Genomic DNA, 16,518 nt, shown 5'->3' on the forward strand with positions numbered 1-16,518 from the left:
GCCTTCCTCTCCCTAGACCACGAACACGTCGCCGGCATGGATGACATGCCGTGTGCCGTCCGCCAAGCCGAGCAACAACGCGCCGCTCGCGTCGAGCCCGAGGAACTGGCCTTCGAGCGCGGTCTGGTCGGGCAGCCGCACCTTCAGCGCGGTGCCGACCGGGTGGGCGCGCGCGTTCCACTGCGCGGCGACGGGCGCGATTCCCTGCGCGCGCCACATGTCGAGCCACGACGCGAAGCGATCGGCGAGGTCCTCGAGCAGCGTGACCGCGTCCACCGTCACCCCGGCCGCGCGGAGGCTGGTCGTAGCGCGGTCGGCAAGCGCCGGATGATGCGCAACGTTCACACCGATCCCGACGACGACGTGCGCTGCACGGCGTTCGAGCAGAATGCCCGACAGCTTCGCGCCAGCCAGCAACAGGTCGTTGGGCCATTTCAGCCGAAGGGCGCTCGGGTCAGGCAACGCGCCGCGCACCGCCTCTTCCAGCGCGACCGCGGCGACGAGCGCCAGCCCCGCCGCTGGCGGATCGCCGGGGCGAAGCGCAACCAACGTGCTTGCGTAGAGATTGCCGGCAGGCGAGTCCCACACGCGCCCCTGTCGCCCGCGACCGGCGGTCTGTTGCTCCGCGCGCAGCCATGTGCCCTCGTCGACCACGCGATCGTCGGCGAGCACCAGCAGGTCGGCGTTGGTCGACCCGGTCGCCGGTACCGTCAGGATCCGGGGCAGCGCCGCCGCCTTAGAAGAGGCTGTTGGCGGCAGTGAGCGTCCACGCCGACAGCGCCGGGATGGCGAGATAGCCGAGCGGCGAAACGAACACCGCTGCGACCGCGATCAGCCCGCCCTCCAGCCGGTCGCCTTCCCCGAATGCGCCGGCCGGCTCGTCGAAGTACATCGTCTTGACGAGGCGCAGATAGTAATAAGCGCCGATCACGCTGAACACGACGCCGACCACCGCCAGCGGGAACAGCCCCGCCTGCACCGCGGCATAGAAGACCGCGAACTTGGCGTAGAAGCCGAACAGCGGCGGAATGCCGGCGAGCGAGAACATGAAGATCGCCAGCGCCGCCGCCAGTCCTGGCCGCGTCCGCGACAGGCCGGCGAGGCTCGCGATCGTCTCGATCGGCTGCCCGTCGGCGTCGCGCATCTGGAGGACGACCAGGAAGCTGCCCAGCGTCATCGCCAGATAGATCGTCATATAGGTCATCACCGAAGCGACGCCCTCCGGCGTGCCCGCAGCAAGCCCGATCAGCGCGAAGCCGACGTTGTTGATCGACGAATAAGCGAGCAGCCGCTTGACGTTCTGCTGCCCGATCGCCGCGACCGCGCCGAGGAGGATCGAGGCGAGCGACGCGAAGATCACGATCTGCCGCCACTGCACCTCGGCCGGCCCCATCGCCTCGACAGCGACGCGGACCGCAAGCGCGATCGCCGCGACCTTGGGGGCCGAGGCGAAGAACGCCGTCACCGGGGTTGGAGCGCCTTCATAGACGTCGGGCGTCCACATGTGGAAAGGCACTGCCGAGATCTTGAACGCCAGCCCGGCAAACACGAACACCAGCCCGAACAACAGCCCCAGCGAACGCCCGCTGCCCGTCAGCGGCGCAGCAGCATACGCTCCTGCAATCTCGTTGAACAAGGTCGAACCGGTGAAGCCGTAAACGAGGCTGATCCCGTAAAGTAGGATGCCGCTCGCCAGCGCACCGAGCACGAAATACTTCAGCCCCGCTTCCGCCGAGCGCGTATCCTGCCGCATGAAGCTCGCCAGCACATAAGCGGCAAGGCTCTGCAGTTCGAGTCCGACATACAGCGTCAGCAGGTCGCCCGCCGACACCATCATCCCCATGCCGCACGCCGACAGCAGGATCAGCACCGGATATTCCGGCCGCAGGTCCGCACCCGCGGTGCGCCGGAAGAAGTCGGGCGCCATCAGGATCGCCACCGCCGCGCCGACGTAGATCAGCACCTTGGCGAACGCCGCGAACGCGTCGGCGCGATACAGGCCGTAAAAGGCGTCGCTGCCGGCCGAGGCCGGGCCGGTCAGCGCGATCAACGCGCCGCCGAGCACCGCGACTGATACCCACGACACCGCTTTGGTCGAGGCCGGGCCACCCCACGCGGCGACCAGCATCAGTGCGATCGCCCCGACCGCGAGCACCAGCTCGGGCAGCGTCATCGCCAGATTGGCGGCGTAATCCATCAGTGCGCGCTCCCATGCGCAGAAGTTTCGGCATGTGCTGCCGGCACGATCCCCGTGCCTTTCGTCGGCAGCGAGTCACCCGCCGGCTTGGCCCGATCGATCCGCGCCAGCAGGATCTGCGTATCCTTGCGCATCGGCGCGAGGAAGCTCTCCGGATAGACGCCCATCCACAGCACCGCCGCGGCAATCGGTACCAGCAGCCACAGTTCGCGCGGCGTCAGGTCGGACATCGCACGGACCTCCTCCGACTCGATCTCGCCGAACACGACGCGACGGTACAGGTACAGCATGTACCCCGCGCCGAGGATGATCCCGGTGGTGCACAGCAATGCGACCGTCGTCGATACCTGATAGGTGCCCATCAGGCTCAACAATTCGCCGACGAAGTTGCTCGTCCCCGGCAGGCCGATCGAGGCCATCGTGAACAGCAGGAACAGGATAGCGTAGCGCGGCATGTTGATCGCCAGCCCGCCGTAGCGGCTGATCTCGCGCGTGTGCAGCCGGTCGTAGATGACGCCGACACACAGGAACAATGCGCCTGACACCAGCCCGTGGCCCAGCATCACCATCATCGCGCCCTCGATTCCCTGCGCGTTGAACGCGAACAGGCCGATCGTCACGATCGCCATATGCGCAACCGACGAATAGGCGATCAGCTTCTTCATGTCCGACTGCACCAGCGCGACGAGGCTGGTGTAGATCACCGCCACCGCGCTCAACCCGAACACCAGCCACACGAGGCTGGCTGACGCTTCCGGGAACATCGGCAGGCTGAAGCGCAGAAAGCCATAACCGCCGAGCTTCAAGAGCACGCCCGCCAGGATCACCGACCCCGCGGTCGGTGCCTGAACGTGCGCGTCTGGCAGCCAGGTGTGGACCGGCCACATCGGCATCTTGACCGCGAACGACGCGAAGAACGCCAGCCAGAGCCACGTCTGGACGCTGGCGGGGAAGTCGTAGTTCAGCAGCACCGGGATGCTCGTCGTGCCTGCGGTGATGCTCATGTAAAGCATCGCAACGAACATCAGCAGCGAGCCGAGCAATGTGTACAGGAAGAACTTGTACGACGCATAGATCCGGTTCGCGCCGCCCCAGATGCCGATGATGAGGAACATCGGGATGAGGCCGGCTTCGAAGAAGATGTAGAACAGGAACAAGTCCTGCGCCGCGAAGGTGCCGATCATCAGCACCTCGGTGAACAGGAACGCGGACATATATTCCGGCACGCGCTTCTCGATCGCCTGCCAGCTCGCGCCGATGCAGATCGGCATCAGGAACACGCTGAGCACGATCAGCAGCAACGCATAACCGTCGATGCCCAGCGCCCAGCCGAAGCGCCCGAACAGCGGGGCATATTCGACGAACTGCCACTGCGCACCGCCGACGTCGAACGACGTCCACAGCACCACGCCCAGCGCGAGGTCGATCAGCGTCGCGGCCAATGCGGTAACGCGCGCCGCGGGAGCGGAGAGAAACAGGCACGCGATGGCGGCGACCGCAGGGACCGCCAGCATCAGCGAGAGGATCGGGAACGACATCTTCCTTCTCCCCCGCTCAGCCCGCGATCGCCCAGGTGATCGCGGCGGTGAGCCCGATCAGCATGACAAAAGCATAAGTATAGACATATCCGGTCTGAAGACGAACCGCCGCGCGGCTACCCACCTGCACCAGCCACGCCGAGCCGTTCGGCCCAAAACGGTCGATCGTCCCCTCGTCACCACGGTGCCACAGCAGTCGGCCGATCGCGAACGCCGGGCGCACGAACAGGAAGTGGTAGAGCTGGTCGAAATACCATTTGTTGAGCAGGAAGCGGTACAGCGGCTGGAACGTGTCCGCGAACTTCGCGGGGGCCTCCGGCGAGCGGATGTACGTCAGGCACGCGATCAGCAGCCCCGACAGCATCACGATCGTCGCCGACAGCTTCACGAACAACGGCACGCCGTGCATTTCGTGCATCAGATGCTCGTTGAAGAACAACGCGCCCTTCCAGAACCCGCCCGCGCTTTCCGGATCGATGAACCAGCGATGGAACACAAACCCGGCCGCAACCGCGCCGATCGACAGCACGATCAGCGGGATCAGCATTACGAGCGGGCTTTCGTGCGGATGATAGCCGCCGGTGCCCTTCTGGATCTCGTTGAACCCGCGCGATTCGACGTGCGGCGCATGGCCGGCGTCCTCGCCCGCGGGATCGGGATGATGCGCGTCGTCATGGGAATGCGCATGCGCGTCGCCATGGTCGTGCGCGTGCCCATGCACCTGATCGTCATGCGCATGATCGCCGTGGCCGTGCGCATCGTGCAACGCGTGCTGGATATGCTCCGACGCCGCCCAGCGCGGTTCGCCCCAGAAGGTGAGGAACATGAGCCGCCACGAATAGAAGCTGGTGAGCAGCGCCGCAAACACGCCGACCATCGATGCGACCGGCGCACCCGCCGCCCAAGAAACTTCGATGATCGCGTCCTTCGAGTGGAAGCCCGCAAAGCCGATGTCGAGGAACGGCAACCCGACCCCGGTGATCGCCAGCGTCCCCAGCAGCATCGCCCAGAAGGTGACCGGGATCGCCTTCCGCAACCCGCCATAGAAGCGCATGTCCTGCTCGTGGTGCATCGCATGGATCACCGAGCCCGCGCCGAGGAACAGCAGCGCCTTGAAGAAGGCGTGCGTGAACAGGTGGAACATCGCCGCGCCGTACGCGCCGACCCCCGCCGCGAAGAACATATAGCCAAGCTGCGAACAGGTCGAATAAGCGATCACGCGCTTGATGTCGGTTTGCGTCGTGCCGATCGTCGCCGCGAACAGGCAGGTCGCGGCGCCGATGAAGGTGACGAAGCCCATCGCGGTCGGCGAGGTCTCGAACATCGGCGACAGGCGGCACACCATGAACACGCCCGCGGTAACCATCGTCGCGGCGTGGATCAGCGCCGACACCGGCGTCGGGCCTTCCATCGCGTCGGGAAGCCAGGTGTGGAGCCCCAACTGCGCCGACTTGCCCATCGCGCCGACGAACAGCAGCAGGCACAGCACCGTCATCGTATCGGCGCGGAACCACAGGAAGCCGATCGTCGACCCCGCCATCGACGGCGCCGCGGCGAGGATCGCCGGGATCGAGACGGTATTGAAGACCAGATAGGTCCCGAAAATGCCGAGCATGAAGCCGAGATCGCCGACGCGGTTGACGACGAACGCCTTGATCGCGGCGGCATTGGCGCTCGGCTTGCGGAACCAGAAACCGATCAGCAGATAGCTGGCGAGGCCGACGCCTTCCCAGCCGAAGAACATCTGGATCAGATTGTCCGCGGTCACCAGCATCAGCATCGCGAAGGTGAACAGCGACAGATAGGCGAAGAAGCGCGGCTGGTCCGGGTCCTCGCTCATATAGCCCCAGCTATAAAGGTGGACGAGCGCCGAGACGCTGGTGATGACCACCAGCATCACCGCGGTCAGCGCATCGACGCGCAGCGCCCATGCCACGTCGAACGTGCCCGAGGTCATGAAGTGCAGCACCGGCGTGACCGACGCCGCGCTGCTGCCCGACAGGAACCCGATGAACACCGGCCACGACAGCGCACACGACAGGAACAGCGCGCCGGTGGTGATCGCCTTGGGCAAGGTCGCGCCGAACGACTTGTTCGCGAAGCCCGCGACGATCGCCGCGAGCAGCGGCAGGAAGACGATGAAAAGGATCGAATGCACCGGAATTTACCCCTTCATCCGGCTGGGATCGTCGACCGAGATCGAGCCACGGCCGCGGAAGAAGATGACGAGAATGGCTAGCCCGATCGCCGCCTCCCCGGCGGCGACGGTCAGCACGAACATCGCGAACACCTGCCCGACGAGGTCCTGCAACGCCGCCGAAAAAGCGACGAGGTTGATGTTCACCGCGAGCAGGATCAGCTCGATCGCCATCAGGATGACGATGATGTTCTTGCGGTTGAGAAAAATCCCCAGCACGCCCATCGTGAACAGGATCGCCGCGACGACGAGATAATGGACGAGGCCGACGCCCCCCGACATGGCCGCGTTCACAGCTGCACCCCCTGCCCGATCTCCGGCCGCACGTTGCGTGTCGCGTCCTGCGGACGGCGCGCATTCTGCCGCGCGATATTCTGGTAGCGCGATCCCGAACGTTCGCGATGCGTCAGCACGATCGCGCCGATCATCGCGACCAGCAGCACCAGCCCCGCGCCCTCGAAGATGAACAGATAGCGCGTGTAGAGCAGATTACCGATCTGGACGATGTTCGGGACGACATGGTCGGTCGGCGCCGCACGCCGCGCGAGATCGATCCCGCCCGCGCTCCACGCACCGACCCCGATCAGGATTTCGGCGACGAGCGCGACGGCCAGCACCAGCCCGATCCCGAAGTACCTGACGAACCCGGCGCGCAGCTCGGCGAAGTCGATGTCGAGCATCATGACCACGAACAGGAACAGCACCGCGACCGCGCCGACATAGACGATGACCAGCAGCATCGCGATGAACTCGGCACCGACCAGCACCATCAGCCCGGCGGCGTTGAAGAAGGCGAGGATCAGCCACAGCACCGAATGCACCGGATTGCGCGACGAGATCGTCATCGCGCCCGACAGCAGCACGACGAGCGCGAACAGATAGAAGGCGATGGCCTGGATCATAGCGCCTTCCCCGCGTCCGCGCGCCCGCGGCGCGCGCTGATTGAAACCGTTAAAATCATCTCGACCCCTGATGTCACGCGAGCGCCTACCGGTACGGCGCGTCGGCGGCAAGGTTCGCGGCGATCGCGCGCTCCCACCGGTCGCCGTTGTCGAGCAGCTTGGCCTTGTCGTAGATCAGCTCCTCGCGCGTCTCGGTCGCGAAATCGAGGTTCGGCCCCTCGACGATCGCGTCGACCGGGCACGCTTCCTGACACAGGCCGCAATAGATGCACTTGGTCATGTCGATGTCGTAGCGCGTCGTGCGGCGGCTGCCGTCGTCGCGCGGCTCGGCCTCGATCGTGATCGCCTGCGCCGGGCACACCGCCTCGCACAGCTTGCACGCGATGCAGCGCTCTTCCCCGTTGGGATAGCGACGCAGCGCATGTTCGCCGCGGAAGCGCGGGCTCAGCGGGTTCTTCTCGTACGGATAGTTGATCGTCGCCTTCGGCTTGAAGAAATACTTCAGCGTCAGCGCATGCGCCTTCACGAACTCGTAGAGCGTGAACGCCTTGATCGTCTGCGCGATACCCATCTTACACTCCCACGCGCATGAACATCAGCACGCCCGATACCAGGAACACCCAGAACAGCGACAGCGGCAGGAACACCTTCCAGCCCAGCCGCATCAACTGGTCGTAGCGGTAGCGCGGCACCGTCGCCTTGATCCACGAGAAGACGAAGAAGAAGAACAGGATCTTGGCGAACAGCCAGATAATCCCCGGCACGACATACAGCGGCGCCCAGTCGAACGGCGGCAGATAGCCACCCCAGAACAAGGTCGCGTTGAGCGTGCACATCAGCAGCACGTTCGCATATTCGCCGAGCCAGTAGAGCGCGAATGCCATTGACGAATATTCGGTCTGATAGCCCGCGACCAGCTCGCTCTCCGCCTCGGTCAGGTCGAACGGCGCGCGCTGCGTCTCGGCGAGCGACGAGATCAGGAACACCACGCTCATCGGGAACAGCAAGGGATTGAACCCAAAGCCGTTGATGAAGCCGTACAGTCCCTTCTGCGCCTCGACGATCGTCGTCAGGTTGAACGATCCCGCCCACATCACCACCGAGATCAGCACGAAGCCGATCGCGACTTCATAGCTGACCATCTGCGCCGCGGCGCGGATCGCCGAGAAGAACGGATATTTAGAGTTCGACGACCAGCCGGCGAGGATGATCCCGTACACGCCCAGCGACGACGCCGCGAGCACGTAGAGCAAGCCGACGTTGATGTTCGCGAGCACCACGCCCGGCTGGAACGGCACCACCGCCCAGACGATCAGCGCGACCGTGAAGGTGATGATCGGCGCGAGCAGGAACAGCCCGCGGTTCGCCGCCGACGGAACGATCGTTTCCTGGAGGAAGACCTTCAGCCCGTCCGCGAACGACTGCAACAGTCCGAACGGGCCGACGACGTTCGGCCCGCGGCGCAGCGCCATCGCCGCCCAGATCTTGCGATCGGCATAGATGATCATCGCCACCGACAGCATCAGCGGCAAGGCGATCAGCAGGATACCGATGATCGTCGCGAGGAACCATGCCCAGCCATAAGGCAGGCCGACGGTATGATTGAAGAAGTCGGTCACTCCGCCGCCTCCGCGAAGCTCTCGCCATGCACCAGTTCCGCCGAGCAGCGCTGCATCGTCGGCGACGCCCGGCAAATGGCGTTGGTGAGATAGAAGTCCTTGATCGGATAGCCTTCCAGCACGCCCTGCGCGGTCGTGCCGAGCGCCGGCGGGTTCCACGCGAAGGTCTTGAGCCCCAGCGTCGCCAGTTCCGGGCAGTCCAGCGCCATCGCCGCGCGCAGCTCGTCGAGCGTGTCGAACGGCAGCGTCTGGCCGAGCCGCTCGCTCAGCGCGCGGAAGATCGTCCAGTCCTCGCGCGCGTCGCCCGGCGGGAACACCGCACGCTCACCGCGCTGGACGCGACCCTCGATGTTGACGAAGGTGCCGCTCTTCTCGGCATAACTTGCGCCCGGCAGGATGACGTCGGCATGGTGCGCGCCCTTGTCGCCGTGGTGACCGACGTACACCTTGACCCCGCGGAAGTTGGCGAAGTCGCACTCGTCAGCCCCCAGGAAGAAGGCGAGCTTCGCATCGTAGGTTGCCGCGATGCCGCCCTGCTGCGCATATCCGAGCATCAGCCCGCCCATCCGCGACGCCGCCATGTGGACGACGTTGAAGCCGTTCCAGCCGTCCTTCACGAGCCCGAGCGTGTCGGCCAGCGCCAGCGCCGCGCCATGCGCGCCCTTGAGCGCCGCACCGCCGACGATCACCATCGGCTTGGCGGCCTTCGCAAACGCCTCGATCACGCGCTCGGGCAAGTTGCCGAGCACCGACAGGTCCGCGCCGAGCCATTCGACCTTGTAAGTCAGCTCAGTCTCCGGCCCGACCGCGAAAACCTTTGCGCCCTTCTTGATCGCCTTGCGGATGCGCGTGTTCACCAGCGGCGCTTCCCAGCGCAGGTTGGTGCCGACCAGCAGGATCGCGTCCGCCTCTTCGGTGCCCGCGATCGTGGTGTTGAAATTCACCGCGGCGAGGCTGGACGTATCATAATCCATGCCGGTCTGCCGCCCTTCGAGCAGCGACGAACCGAGTCCCTTCAGCAGCGCCTTGGCCGCGAACATCGTCTCGCAATCAACCAGGTCGCCGGCGACCGCCGCGACCGCGCCGCCGTGGTCGACCGCCGCGATCGTCGCGAATGCCTCGTCCCAGGTCACCGCATGCAGCTTGCCGTCGCGGCGCACATACGGCCGGTCGAGCCGCTTGCGGACCAGCCCGTCGACCGCGTGGCGGGTCTTGTCGCTCGCCCATTCCTCGTTCACGTCGTCGTTGACGCGCGGCACGCAGCGCAGCACCTGCCGCCCGCGGCTGTCGAGCCGGATGTTGGTGCCGACCGCGTCCATCACGTCGATCGTCAGCGTCTTGCGCAGCTCCCACGGGCGCGCCTCGAACGCATAGGGCTTGCTGGTCAGCGCGCCGACCGGGCACAGGTCGACGACATTGCCCGACAGTTCGGACGTGACCGCTTCCTCCAGATAGGAGGTGATCTGCATGTTCTCGCCGCGATAGATCGCGCCGATCTCCTCGACGCCGGCGACTTCCTCGGCGAAGCGGATGCAGCGCGTGCACTGGATGCAGCGGGTCATAACCGTCTTGACGATTGGCCCCATATATTTCTCGGTGACCGCGCGCTTGTTCTCGTCGAACCGCGAATGGCCGCGGCCGTATGCGATCGACTGGTCCTGCAAGTCACACTCGCCGCCCTGATCGCAGATCGGGCAATCCAGCGGGTGGTTGATGAGCAGGAATTCCATGATGCCCTCGCGGGCATGCTTCACCATCGGCGTGTTGGTAAAGATTTCCTGGTTCTCCGCCGCCGGCAGCGCGCAGCTCGCCTGCGGCTTGGGCGGCCCCGGCTTCACCTCGACCAGACACATCCGGCAATTGCCGGCGATGCTCAGCCGTTCGTGGTAGCAGAAGCGCGGGATCTCCTTGCCGGCCAGCTCGCACGCCTGCAGCACGGTGGCGCCCTGCGGCACCTCGATCTCGACTCCGTCGACTTTGACCTTGGGCATTATTCAGCAGCTTCCTGCATCGGGGCGACGTTGCCGCCACGCTCGTTGATGCGGCGTTCCAGCTCGGGACGGAAGTGACGGATCAGGCCCTGGATCGGCCAGGCCGCCGCATCGCCCAGCGCGCAGATCGAATGGCCCTCGACCTGCTTGGTCACCTGCTGGAGCATGTCGATCTCGCCGATCTCGGCGTCGCCGGTGCGCAGCCGCTCCATCACGCGCCACATCCAGCCGGTGCCCTCGCGGCACGGCGTGCACTGGCCGCAGCTCTCGTGCTTGTAGAAGTACGACAGCCGCGCGATCGCGCGCACCACGTCGGTCGACTTGTCCATGACGATCACCGCCGCGGTGCCGAGCCCGGAGCCGACCGCCTTGAGGCCGTCGAAGTCCATCGGCGCGTCGATGATGTCCTTGGCCGGCACCAGCGGCACCGACGACCCGCCCGGAATCACCGCGAGCAGATTGTCCCAGCCGCCGCGGATCCCGCCGCAATGCTTCTCGATCAGCTCGCGGAACGGGATGCTCATCGCCTCTTCGACGACGCACGGCGTGTTCACATGGCCCGAAATCTGGAAGAGCTTGGTGCCCTTGTTGTTCTCCGCGCCAAAGCTGGAGAACCACGCCGCACCGCGCCGCAGGATCGTCGGCGCGACCGCGATCGACTCAACGTTGTTGACCGTCGTCGGGCAGCCGTACAGCCCCGCGCCGGCCGGGAACGGCGGCTTGAGCCGCGGCTGGCCCTTCTTGCCCTCGAGGCTTTCGAGCATCGCGGTCTCTTCGCCGCAGATATACGCGCCCGCGCCGCGGTGGACGAAGACGTCGAAGTCGTAACCCGACCCGCACGCGTTCTTGCCGACAAGGCCCTTGTCATATGCCTCGGCAACCGCCGCGAACAGCACCTCGGCCTCACGGATATATTCGCCGCGAATGTAGATGTACGCCGCGCGCGCGCGCATCGCGAAGCCCGCGACCAGCGCGCCTTCGATCAGCTTGTGCGGATCGTGGCGGATGATCTCGCGGTCCTTGCACGACCCCGGCTCGGATTCGTCGGCGTTGATGACCAGGAAGTTCGGCCGGTCCGGCTTCGGCTCCTTGGGCATGAACGACCATTTGGTGCCGGTCGGGAAGCCCGCCCCGCCGCGCCCGCGCAGACCCGACGCCTTGATGGTGTCGATGATCTTGTCCTGGCCAAGCTCCAGCAGCGCCTTGGTATTGTCCCAGTCGCCGCGCGCCATCGCCGCGTCCAGCCGCCACGACTGATAGCCGTAGAGGTTGGTGAAGATGCGGTCCTTGTCGAGCAGGCTCATGCGTCCGCTCCCTGTGTCGCGACGTTCCATTCACCGCGATAATCGTGGTTCTCGGTCACCATCGCGGTCAGCGAGGTCGGTCCCCCCTTCGGCTCGACCGTGTGGCGGCCCGGCTCCTGCGTGCCCGGCTTGGGCGCACCGCCGTTCGCCAGCGTCTCGAGGATCGCGATCGTGCGGTCGTAGTCGAGGTCTTCGTAATTGTCGTCGTTGATCTGCACCATCGGCGCCGACGAACAATTGCCCATGCACTCGACCTCGGTTAGCGTGAACAGACCGTCGGGCGTGGTCTTGCCCTTGATGAGCCCCTTGTTCTTGCACGCCGCCAGCACGTCGTCCGACCCGCGCAACATGCACGGCGTCGTCCCGCACACCTGCACGTGAAAGCGGCCGACCGGGGCGAGGTTGAACATGGTGTAGAAGGTCGCGACCTCGTACACGCGCATATACGGCACGCCGATCTCGCGCGCGACGAACTCGATCACCGGGACGGGCAACCACCCTTGCGTCTGCGTCTCGGCGCCAACCTGACGCTGCGCCAGATCGAGCAGCGGGATCGATGCCGATTGTTCGCGCCCGGCCGGATAACGCGACAGGATCGCGTCACGCTTCGCCTTGCTGTCGTCGTTCCACTGGAACGCGCCCCAGCGTGCGCGGACCTCGGCTTCGTCGGGGATTATAGGTGCGTCAGCCATCAGCGGTCACATTCGCCAAAAACGATATCCATCGCGCCCAGGATGGCGGTGGTGTCCGCCAGCATGTGGCCGCGGCTCATGAAGTCCATTGCCTGCAAGTGCGAGAAGGCGGTCGGGCGGATCTTGCAGCGATACGGCTTGTTGCTGCCGTCGCTGACCAGATACACGCCGAACTCGCCCTTGGGGCTTTCGGTCGCGACATACACTTCGCCCGCCGGGACGTGATAGCCCTCGGTATAGAGCTTGAAGTGATGAATCAGCGCTTCCATCGAGCGCTTCATCTCCGCGCGCTTCGGCGGCACCACCTTGCGATCGAGCGACGCGATCGGCCCCTCCGGCATCTCGGCGAGGCATTGCTTCATGATCCGCGCCGACTGGCGGACCTCCTCGACGCGCACCATGAACCGGTCGTAGCAATCGCCGCGCGTGCCGACCGGCACATCGAAGTCCATCTTCGCATAGACGTCGTACGGCTGCGACTTGCGCAGATCCCACGGGATGCCCGCGGCGCGGATCATCGGGCCGGAGAAGCCCCATTTGATCGCGTCCTCACGGCTCACCGTCGCGATGTCGACATTGCGCTGCTTGAAAATGCGATTGTCGGCGACGAGGCTGATCGCATCCTCGAACAACCGCGGCAGCCGCGTGTCGAGCCAGTCGGCGATATCGGTCAACAGCTTGAGCGGCACGTCCTGATGCACCCCGCCCGGGCGGAAATAATTGTGGTGCATCCGCGCGCCGGTCGCGCGCTCAAGGAAGCCGTAGCAATCCTCGCGAATCTCGAACAGCCACAGGTTCGGCGTCATCGCGCCGACGTCCATGACGTGCGACCCGAGGTTGAGCATGTGGTTCGAGATGCGCGTCAGCTCGGCGAAGAACACCCGCAGGTACTGCGCGCGGATCGGCACTTCGAGATCGAGCAATTTCTCGATTGCGAGCACGAAGGTGTGCTCCATGCACGCCGGCGAGCAATAATCGAGCCGGTCGAAATAGGGGATCGCCTGTGCGTAGGTCTTGTATTCGATCAGCTTCTCGGTGCCGCGATGCAGCAGCCCGACGTGCGGATCGATTCGCTCGATGATCTCGCCGTTCAGCTCCATGACGAGCCGCAGCACGCCGTGCGCCGCCGGGTGCTGCGGGCCGAAGTTGATCGTATAGTTCTGGATCGCCACGTCGCCCTCGGTCGGGTGCGCGGCGTCGGTAACATGAAGCAGCTTCTCGATCGCGGGATCGACCTCGCGATCGACCGCCTGCTCCTTCTGGACGTAGGTGTCGGTCATTGGCGTATCGGTCATTGATTCTGCCCTCCGCCCTTCGACGGGACGACATCGGGGTCGCCCGGCTTCGGCTCGGCATCGCTTTCGGCACGTCCCGCGCCAGTCTCGGCGGTGCTCGTCGTGTCCTTTTTGGCATAAGGCTGGCTCGGCGCCGGCGCTTCCTGCTTCGGCGTCTGCGCGGCGCCTGCCTTCTGCACCTCGGTCGCGATCGCCGGGGTCGGCGCGCCCTTCGCCTCGGGCAGCTTCGCCTTCTCGTCACCCGGCAGCACGTATTCGGCGCCTTCCCACGGGCTTTCGAAATCGAAGGTGCGGAAATCCTGCGCCAGCTTCACCGGCTCGTAGACGACGCGCTTCTGCTCTTCGGAATAGCGCAGCTCGACGAAGCCGGTCAGCGGGAAATCCTTGCGGAACGGATGTCCGCGGAAGCCGTAATCGGTGAGGATGCGGCGCAGGTCGCGGTTACCCGAAAACAGCACGCCGTACATGTCGTACACTTCGCGCTCCAGCCAGCCCGCGACCGGCCAGATATCGGTCACCGACGGCACCGGCGTGTCCTCGGTCGCGCCGACATGGACGTGCAACCGGTGATTGCGCGTCAGCGACAACAGGCAATAGACGATCTCGAAGCGCTCCGCGCGCTCCGGATAATCGACGCCCGCGATCTCCATCAGCTGCTGATATTCGAGTCCCGGCGTATCACGAAGCACGGTCAGCGCGGCAACAAGGCCATCGCGCGTGACGTGCAGTTGCACCTCGCCCGCGATCTCGACCGCGTCGACCATCGCGCCACCGATCGCGGCGCGCGCGGCGTCAATTGTCGCGTCGTTGAGCTGTGCTGCAAAGGCAGGAGCCGGCGCCCTCACCGTTCGATGCTCCCGGCGCGGCGGATCTTCCGCTGCAATTGCATTACGCCGTACAACAGCGCCTCGGCAGTCGGCGGGCAGCCGGGGACATAGATGTCGACCGGCACCACGCGGTCGCAGCCGCGCACGACGCTGTAGCTATAGTGATAATAGCCGCCACCATTGGCGCACGAGCCCATCGAGATGACGTATTTCGGCTCCGACATCTGGTCGTAGACCTTGCGGAGCGCCGGCGCCATCTTGTTGCAGAGTGTGCCCGCGACGATCATCACGTCCGACTGGCGCGGCGACGCGCGCGGCGCGGCGCCGAACCGCTCCATATCATAGCGCGGCATGTTGACGTGGATCATCTCGACCGCGCAGCACGCCAGCCCGAACGTCATCCACCACAACGAGCCGGTGCGCGCCCATTGGAACAGGTCCTCGGTCGAGGTGACGAGAAAACCCTTGTCGTTCAACTCGCCGTTCAGGCCGTCGAAGTAGCCCTGGTCCGGCGCGATCACGCCACGTGCGGACTCCGGCGTGTGAACGAGGCCCGCGGCCCCGGCGTGCGCTTCTACTCCCACTCCAGCGCTCCCTTCTTCCATGCGTAGACAAGGCCGAGCGCGAGTTCGGCGATAAAGATCATCATCGAGATCCATGCGGTCCAGCCGAGCGAGAACACGCTGACGGCCCAGGGATAGAGGAACGCCGCCTCGAGATCGAAGATGATGAACAGGATGGCGACCAGATAGAATCGCACGTCGAATTGCGACCGACTGTCCTCAAACGCGGGGAAGCCGCACTCATATTCGGCCAACTTTTCGGGCGTGGGTTTCGCCGCGCCGGTCAGCTTGGCGACCGCCATCGGCAGGAACACGAACGCGCTCGACAGCGCGAGCGCCACCCCCAGGAACAGGAGGATCGGTAGGTATTGCGACAGATCGACCACTATGTCTCTCTCGCCTCTCTCGCAGGTGCGAACGGAACCGGCACGCTCTAGACCCCCGCCTCCGGAGGGGCAAGGCCGTGGGGAGTGAGAATGAATCGCAAGGACCTACCAGTCGTTGCTACGCTCCCGGGCTCCGTTCCACTCCTCGATCCGCCGCCGTGTCGCCGGTGACAAGGTGGCAGGGAGATCGCCAAGCGGGTGGAACGCCGCCTCGGCCAGTTCGCGTCCGTCCGGCACTGGCGTTTCGTCGCTCCGCGCGGTGAAAAGGAAAACGGTGTCACGCCGCCCTTCAGTCCGCGATTCGTATCGTGCCACGATGGTTAGCGCACGCGCGATGCAGCCGGTCTCCTCATGCAACTCGCGGGCAGCCGCCTCCTCCGGCGCCTCGCCACGCGCAATCCCGCCGCCGGGCAGCATGTGCAGGTCGCCGCGGCCGTAGCGATGCCGGACCAGCAGTACGCGTCCGTCGCGATCGAATACCAGCAGCTTCACCCCACGCGTGCGCCATCGGAGCAGCGCCAGCGCGTGGCGACGCACCCGGTGAGCGAACGGAAGGATGAGGCGCAGCATGCCCCGTACGATAGCGTCACAGATGATACCGGAATAGCGATGCGCCTTGCACCGCGCGCGTTCAGCCGCGAAAGCGCGTCCGTTCGAGGGGAATTGCCGTATGTCCGTCATGTCCGACCGCTGGATTCGCGACCGTGCGCTTGCCGACGGGATGATCGAGCCGTTCGTCGAATCGCAACGCCGCGATGGCTGCATCAGCTATGGGCTGTCGAGCTACGGCTATGACGCGCGCGTCGCCGACGAGTTCAAGATTTTCACCAATGTCGACAATGCGTTGGTCGATCCGAAGGATTTCGCGGCGAACAGCTTCGTCGATCGCAAGACCGATGTGTGCATCATCCCGCCCAACAGCTTCGCGCTGGCGCGGACGGTCGAATATTTTCGCGTGCCGCGCGACGTGCTGGTGATCTGCCTCGGCAAATCGACCTATGCGCGCT

The 16,518-nt window shown here is 65.3% G+C and carries 16 protein-coding genes and 1 pseudogene; 1 reads left to right on the forward strand and 16 read right to left on the reverse strand.

Annotation, left to right across the window (positions count from 1 at the left end; translation table 11 throughout):
* Positions 1-12: 12 nt before the first annotated feature.
* From AADI75_RS01705 to AADI75_RS01780, 16 genes are all read right to left on the reverse strand, one after another.
* Positions 13-717: a biotin--[acetyl-CoA-carboxylase] ligase gene (locus tag AADI75_RS01705; protein WP_341207342.1), complete on the reverse strand. Its 705-nt coding sequence runs from the start codon at positions 715-717 to the stop codon at positions 13-15.
* 19 nt (positions 718-736) lie between these two features.
* Complete coding sequence (nuoN, locus tag AADI75_RS01710; RefSeq protein ID WP_341207331.1) at positions 737-2,197, reverse strand: NADH-quinone oxidoreductase subunit NuoN; 1,461 nt, start codon at positions 2,195-2,197, stop codon at positions 737-739.
* Positions 2,197-3,735, reverse strand: coding sequence for an NADH-quinone oxidoreductase subunit M (locus tag AADI75_RS01715; RefSeq protein ID WP_341207332.1), 1,539 nt, complete (start codon positions 3,733-3,735; stop codon positions 2,197-2,199). The genes nuoN and AADI75_RS01715 overlap by 1 nt, the downstream gene beginning before the upstream one ends.
* 16 nt (positions 3,736-3,751) lie before the next feature.
* Complete coding sequence (gene nuoL / locus AADI75_RS01720; RefSeq protein ID WP_341207333.1) at positions 3,752-5,893, reverse strand: NADH-quinone oxidoreductase subunit L; 2,142 nt, start codon at positions 5,891-5,893, stop codon at positions 3,752-3,754.
* A 6-nt stretch (positions 5,894-5,899) separates the two neighbouring features.
* Complete coding sequence (gene nuoK, locus AADI75_RS01725; RefSeq protein WP_037489584.1) at positions 5,900-6,214, reverse strand: NADH-quinone oxidoreductase subunit NuoK; 315 nt, start codon at positions 6,212-6,214, stop codon at positions 5,900-5,902.
* Between the two features lie 8 nt (positions 6,215-6,222).
* Positions 6,223-6,834, reverse strand: coding sequence for an NADH-quinone oxidoreductase subunit J (locus tag AADI75_RS01730; RefSeq protein WP_159758668.1), 612 nt, complete (start codon positions 6,832-6,834; stop codon positions 6,223-6,225).
* A gap of 85 nt (positions 6,835-6,919) precedes the next feature.
* The gene (nuoI, locus tag AADI75_RS01735) at positions 6,920-7,405 is read right to left on the reverse strand and encodes an NADH-quinone oxidoreductase subunit NuoI (RefSeq protein ID WP_028966976.1); all 486 of its coding nucleotides are present in this window, start codon (positions 7,403-7,405) and stop codon (positions 6,920-6,922) included.
* A 1-nt stretch (position 7,406) separates the two neighbouring features.
* On the reverse strand, positions 7,407-8,453 hold the full coding sequence (gene nuoH / locus AADI75_RS01740) for an NADH-quinone oxidoreductase subunit NuoH (protein ID WP_341207334.1): 1,047 nt from the start codon (positions 8,451-8,453) through the stop codon (positions 7,407-7,409).
* Positions 8,450-10,444, reverse strand: a complete 1,995-nt coding sequence (nuoG, locus tag AADI75_RS01745; RefSeq protein WP_341207335.1) for an NADH-quinone oxidoreductase subunit NuoG — start codon at positions 10,442-10,444, stop codon at positions 8,450-8,452. Before nuoG ends, nuoH begins: the two co-directional genes overlap by 4 nt.
* Positions 10,444-11,748, reverse strand: coding sequence for an NADH-quinone oxidoreductase subunit NuoF (gene nuoF, locus AADI75_RS01750; protein WP_341207336.1), 1,305 nt, complete (start codon positions 11,746-11,748; stop codon positions 10,444-10,446). The genes nuoG and nuoF overlap by 1 nt, the downstream gene beginning before the upstream one ends.
* Positions 11,745-12,440, reverse strand: a complete 696-nt coding sequence (locus AADI75_RS01755) for an NAD(P)H-dependent oxidoreductase subunit E (RefSeq protein ID WP_341207337.1) — start codon at positions 12,438-12,440, stop codon at positions 11,745-11,747. Before AADI75_RS01755 ends, nuoF begins: the two co-directional genes overlap by 4 nt.
* A complete protein-coding gene (locus tag AADI75_RS01760) occupies positions 12,440-13,720 on the reverse strand; it encodes an NADH-quinone oxidoreductase subunit D (RefSeq protein ID WP_341207343.1) in 1,281 nt (426 codons plus the stop codon). The genes AADI75_RS01755 and AADI75_RS01760 overlap by 1 nt, the downstream gene beginning before the upstream one ends.
* An 11-nt stretch (positions 13,721-13,731) precedes the next feature.
* Positions 13,732-14,580, reverse strand: a complete 849-nt coding sequence (locus tag AADI75_RS01765; RefSeq protein WP_341207338.1) for an NADH-quinone oxidoreductase subunit C — start codon at positions 14,578-14,580, stop codon at positions 13,732-13,734.
* The gene (locus tag AADI75_RS01770; RefSeq protein WP_341207339.1) at positions 14,577-15,167 is read right to left on the reverse strand and encodes an NADH-quinone oxidoreductase subunit B family protein; all 591 of its coding nucleotides are present in this window, start codon (positions 15,165-15,167) and stop codon (positions 14,577-14,579) included. The genes AADI75_RS01765 and AADI75_RS01770 overlap by 4 nt, the downstream gene beginning before the upstream one ends.
* Positions 15,137-15,511, reverse strand: coding sequence for an NADH-quinone oxidoreductase subunit A (gene ndhC, locus AADI75_RS01775; RefSeq protein WP_058755455.1), 375 nt, complete (start codon positions 15,509-15,511; stop codon positions 15,137-15,139). Before ndhC ends, AADI75_RS01770 begins: the two co-directional genes overlap by 31 nt.
* A 105-nt stretch (positions 15,512-15,616) precedes the next feature.
* Complete coding sequence (locus AADI75_RS01780) at positions 15,617-16,081, reverse strand: NUDIX domain-containing protein (protein ID WP_341207340.1); 465 nt, start codon at positions 16,079-16,081, stop codon at positions 15,617-15,619.
* 100 nt (positions 16,082-16,181) lie between these two features.
* Here AADI75_RS01780 and dcd point away from each other — a divergent pair.
* Positions 16,182-16,518, forward strand: a pseudogene (gene dcd / locus AADI75_RS01785) (dCTP deaminase); the annotation flags it as partial.

Origin of the sequence: uncultured Sphingomonas sp., assembly GCF_964021865.1 — a bacterium.
In the GTDB taxonomy this organism is placed as follows: Bacteria; Pseudomonadota; Alphaproteobacteria; order Sphingomonadales; family Sphingomonadaceae; genus Sphingomonas.

What these genes read in the sequence shown, in the direction of transcription:
- AADI75_RS01760 (WP_341207343.1), bottom strand. Translation starts at nt 13,720, where the DNA reads ATGACCGACACCTACGTCCAGAAGGAGCAGGCGGTCGATCGCGAGGTC.
- AADI75_RS01780 (WP_341207340.1), bottom strand. Translation starts at nt 16,081, where the DNA reads ATGCTGCGCCTCATCCTTCCGTTCGCTCACCGGGTGCGTCGCCACGCG.
- AADI75_RS01730 (WP_159758668.1), bottom strand. Translation starts at nt 6,834, where the DNA reads ATGATCCAGGCCATCGCCTTCTATCTGTTCGCGCTCGTCGTGCTGCTG.
- nuoN (WP_341207331.1), bottom strand. Translation starts at nt 2,197, where the DNA reads ATGGATTACGCCGCCAATCTGGCGATGACGCTGCCCGAGCTGGTGCTC.
- nuoF (WP_341207336.1), bottom strand. Translation starts at nt 11,748, where the DNA reads ATGAGCCTGCTCGACAAGGACCGCATCTTCACCAACCTCTACGGCTAT.
- nuoG (WP_341207335.1), bottom strand. Translation starts at nt 10,444, where the DNA reads ATGCCCAAGGTCAAAGTCGACGGAGTCGAGATCGAGGTGCCGCAGGGC.
- AADI75_RS01770 (WP_341207339.1), bottom strand. Translation starts at nt 15,167, where the DNA reads ATGGAAGAAGGGAGCGCTGGAGTGGGAGTAGAAGCGCACGCCGGGGCC.
- AADI75_RS01715 (WP_341207332.1), bottom strand. Translation starts at nt 3,735, where the DNA reads ATGTCGTTCCCGATCCTCTCGCTGATGCTGGCGGTCCCTGCGGTCGCC.
- AADI75_RS01755 (WP_341207337.1), bottom strand. Translation starts at nt 12,440, where the DNA reads ATGGCTGACGCACCTATAATCCCCGACGAAGCCGAGGTCCGCGCACGC.
- nuoI (WP_028966976.1), bottom strand. Translation starts at nt 7,405, where the DNA reads ATGGGTATCGCGCAGACGATCAAGGCGTTCACGCTCTACGAGTTCGTG.
- nuoK (WP_037489584.1), bottom strand. Translation starts at nt 6,214, where the DNA reads ATGTCGGGGGGCGTCGGCCTCGTCCATTATCTCGTCGTCGCGGCGATC.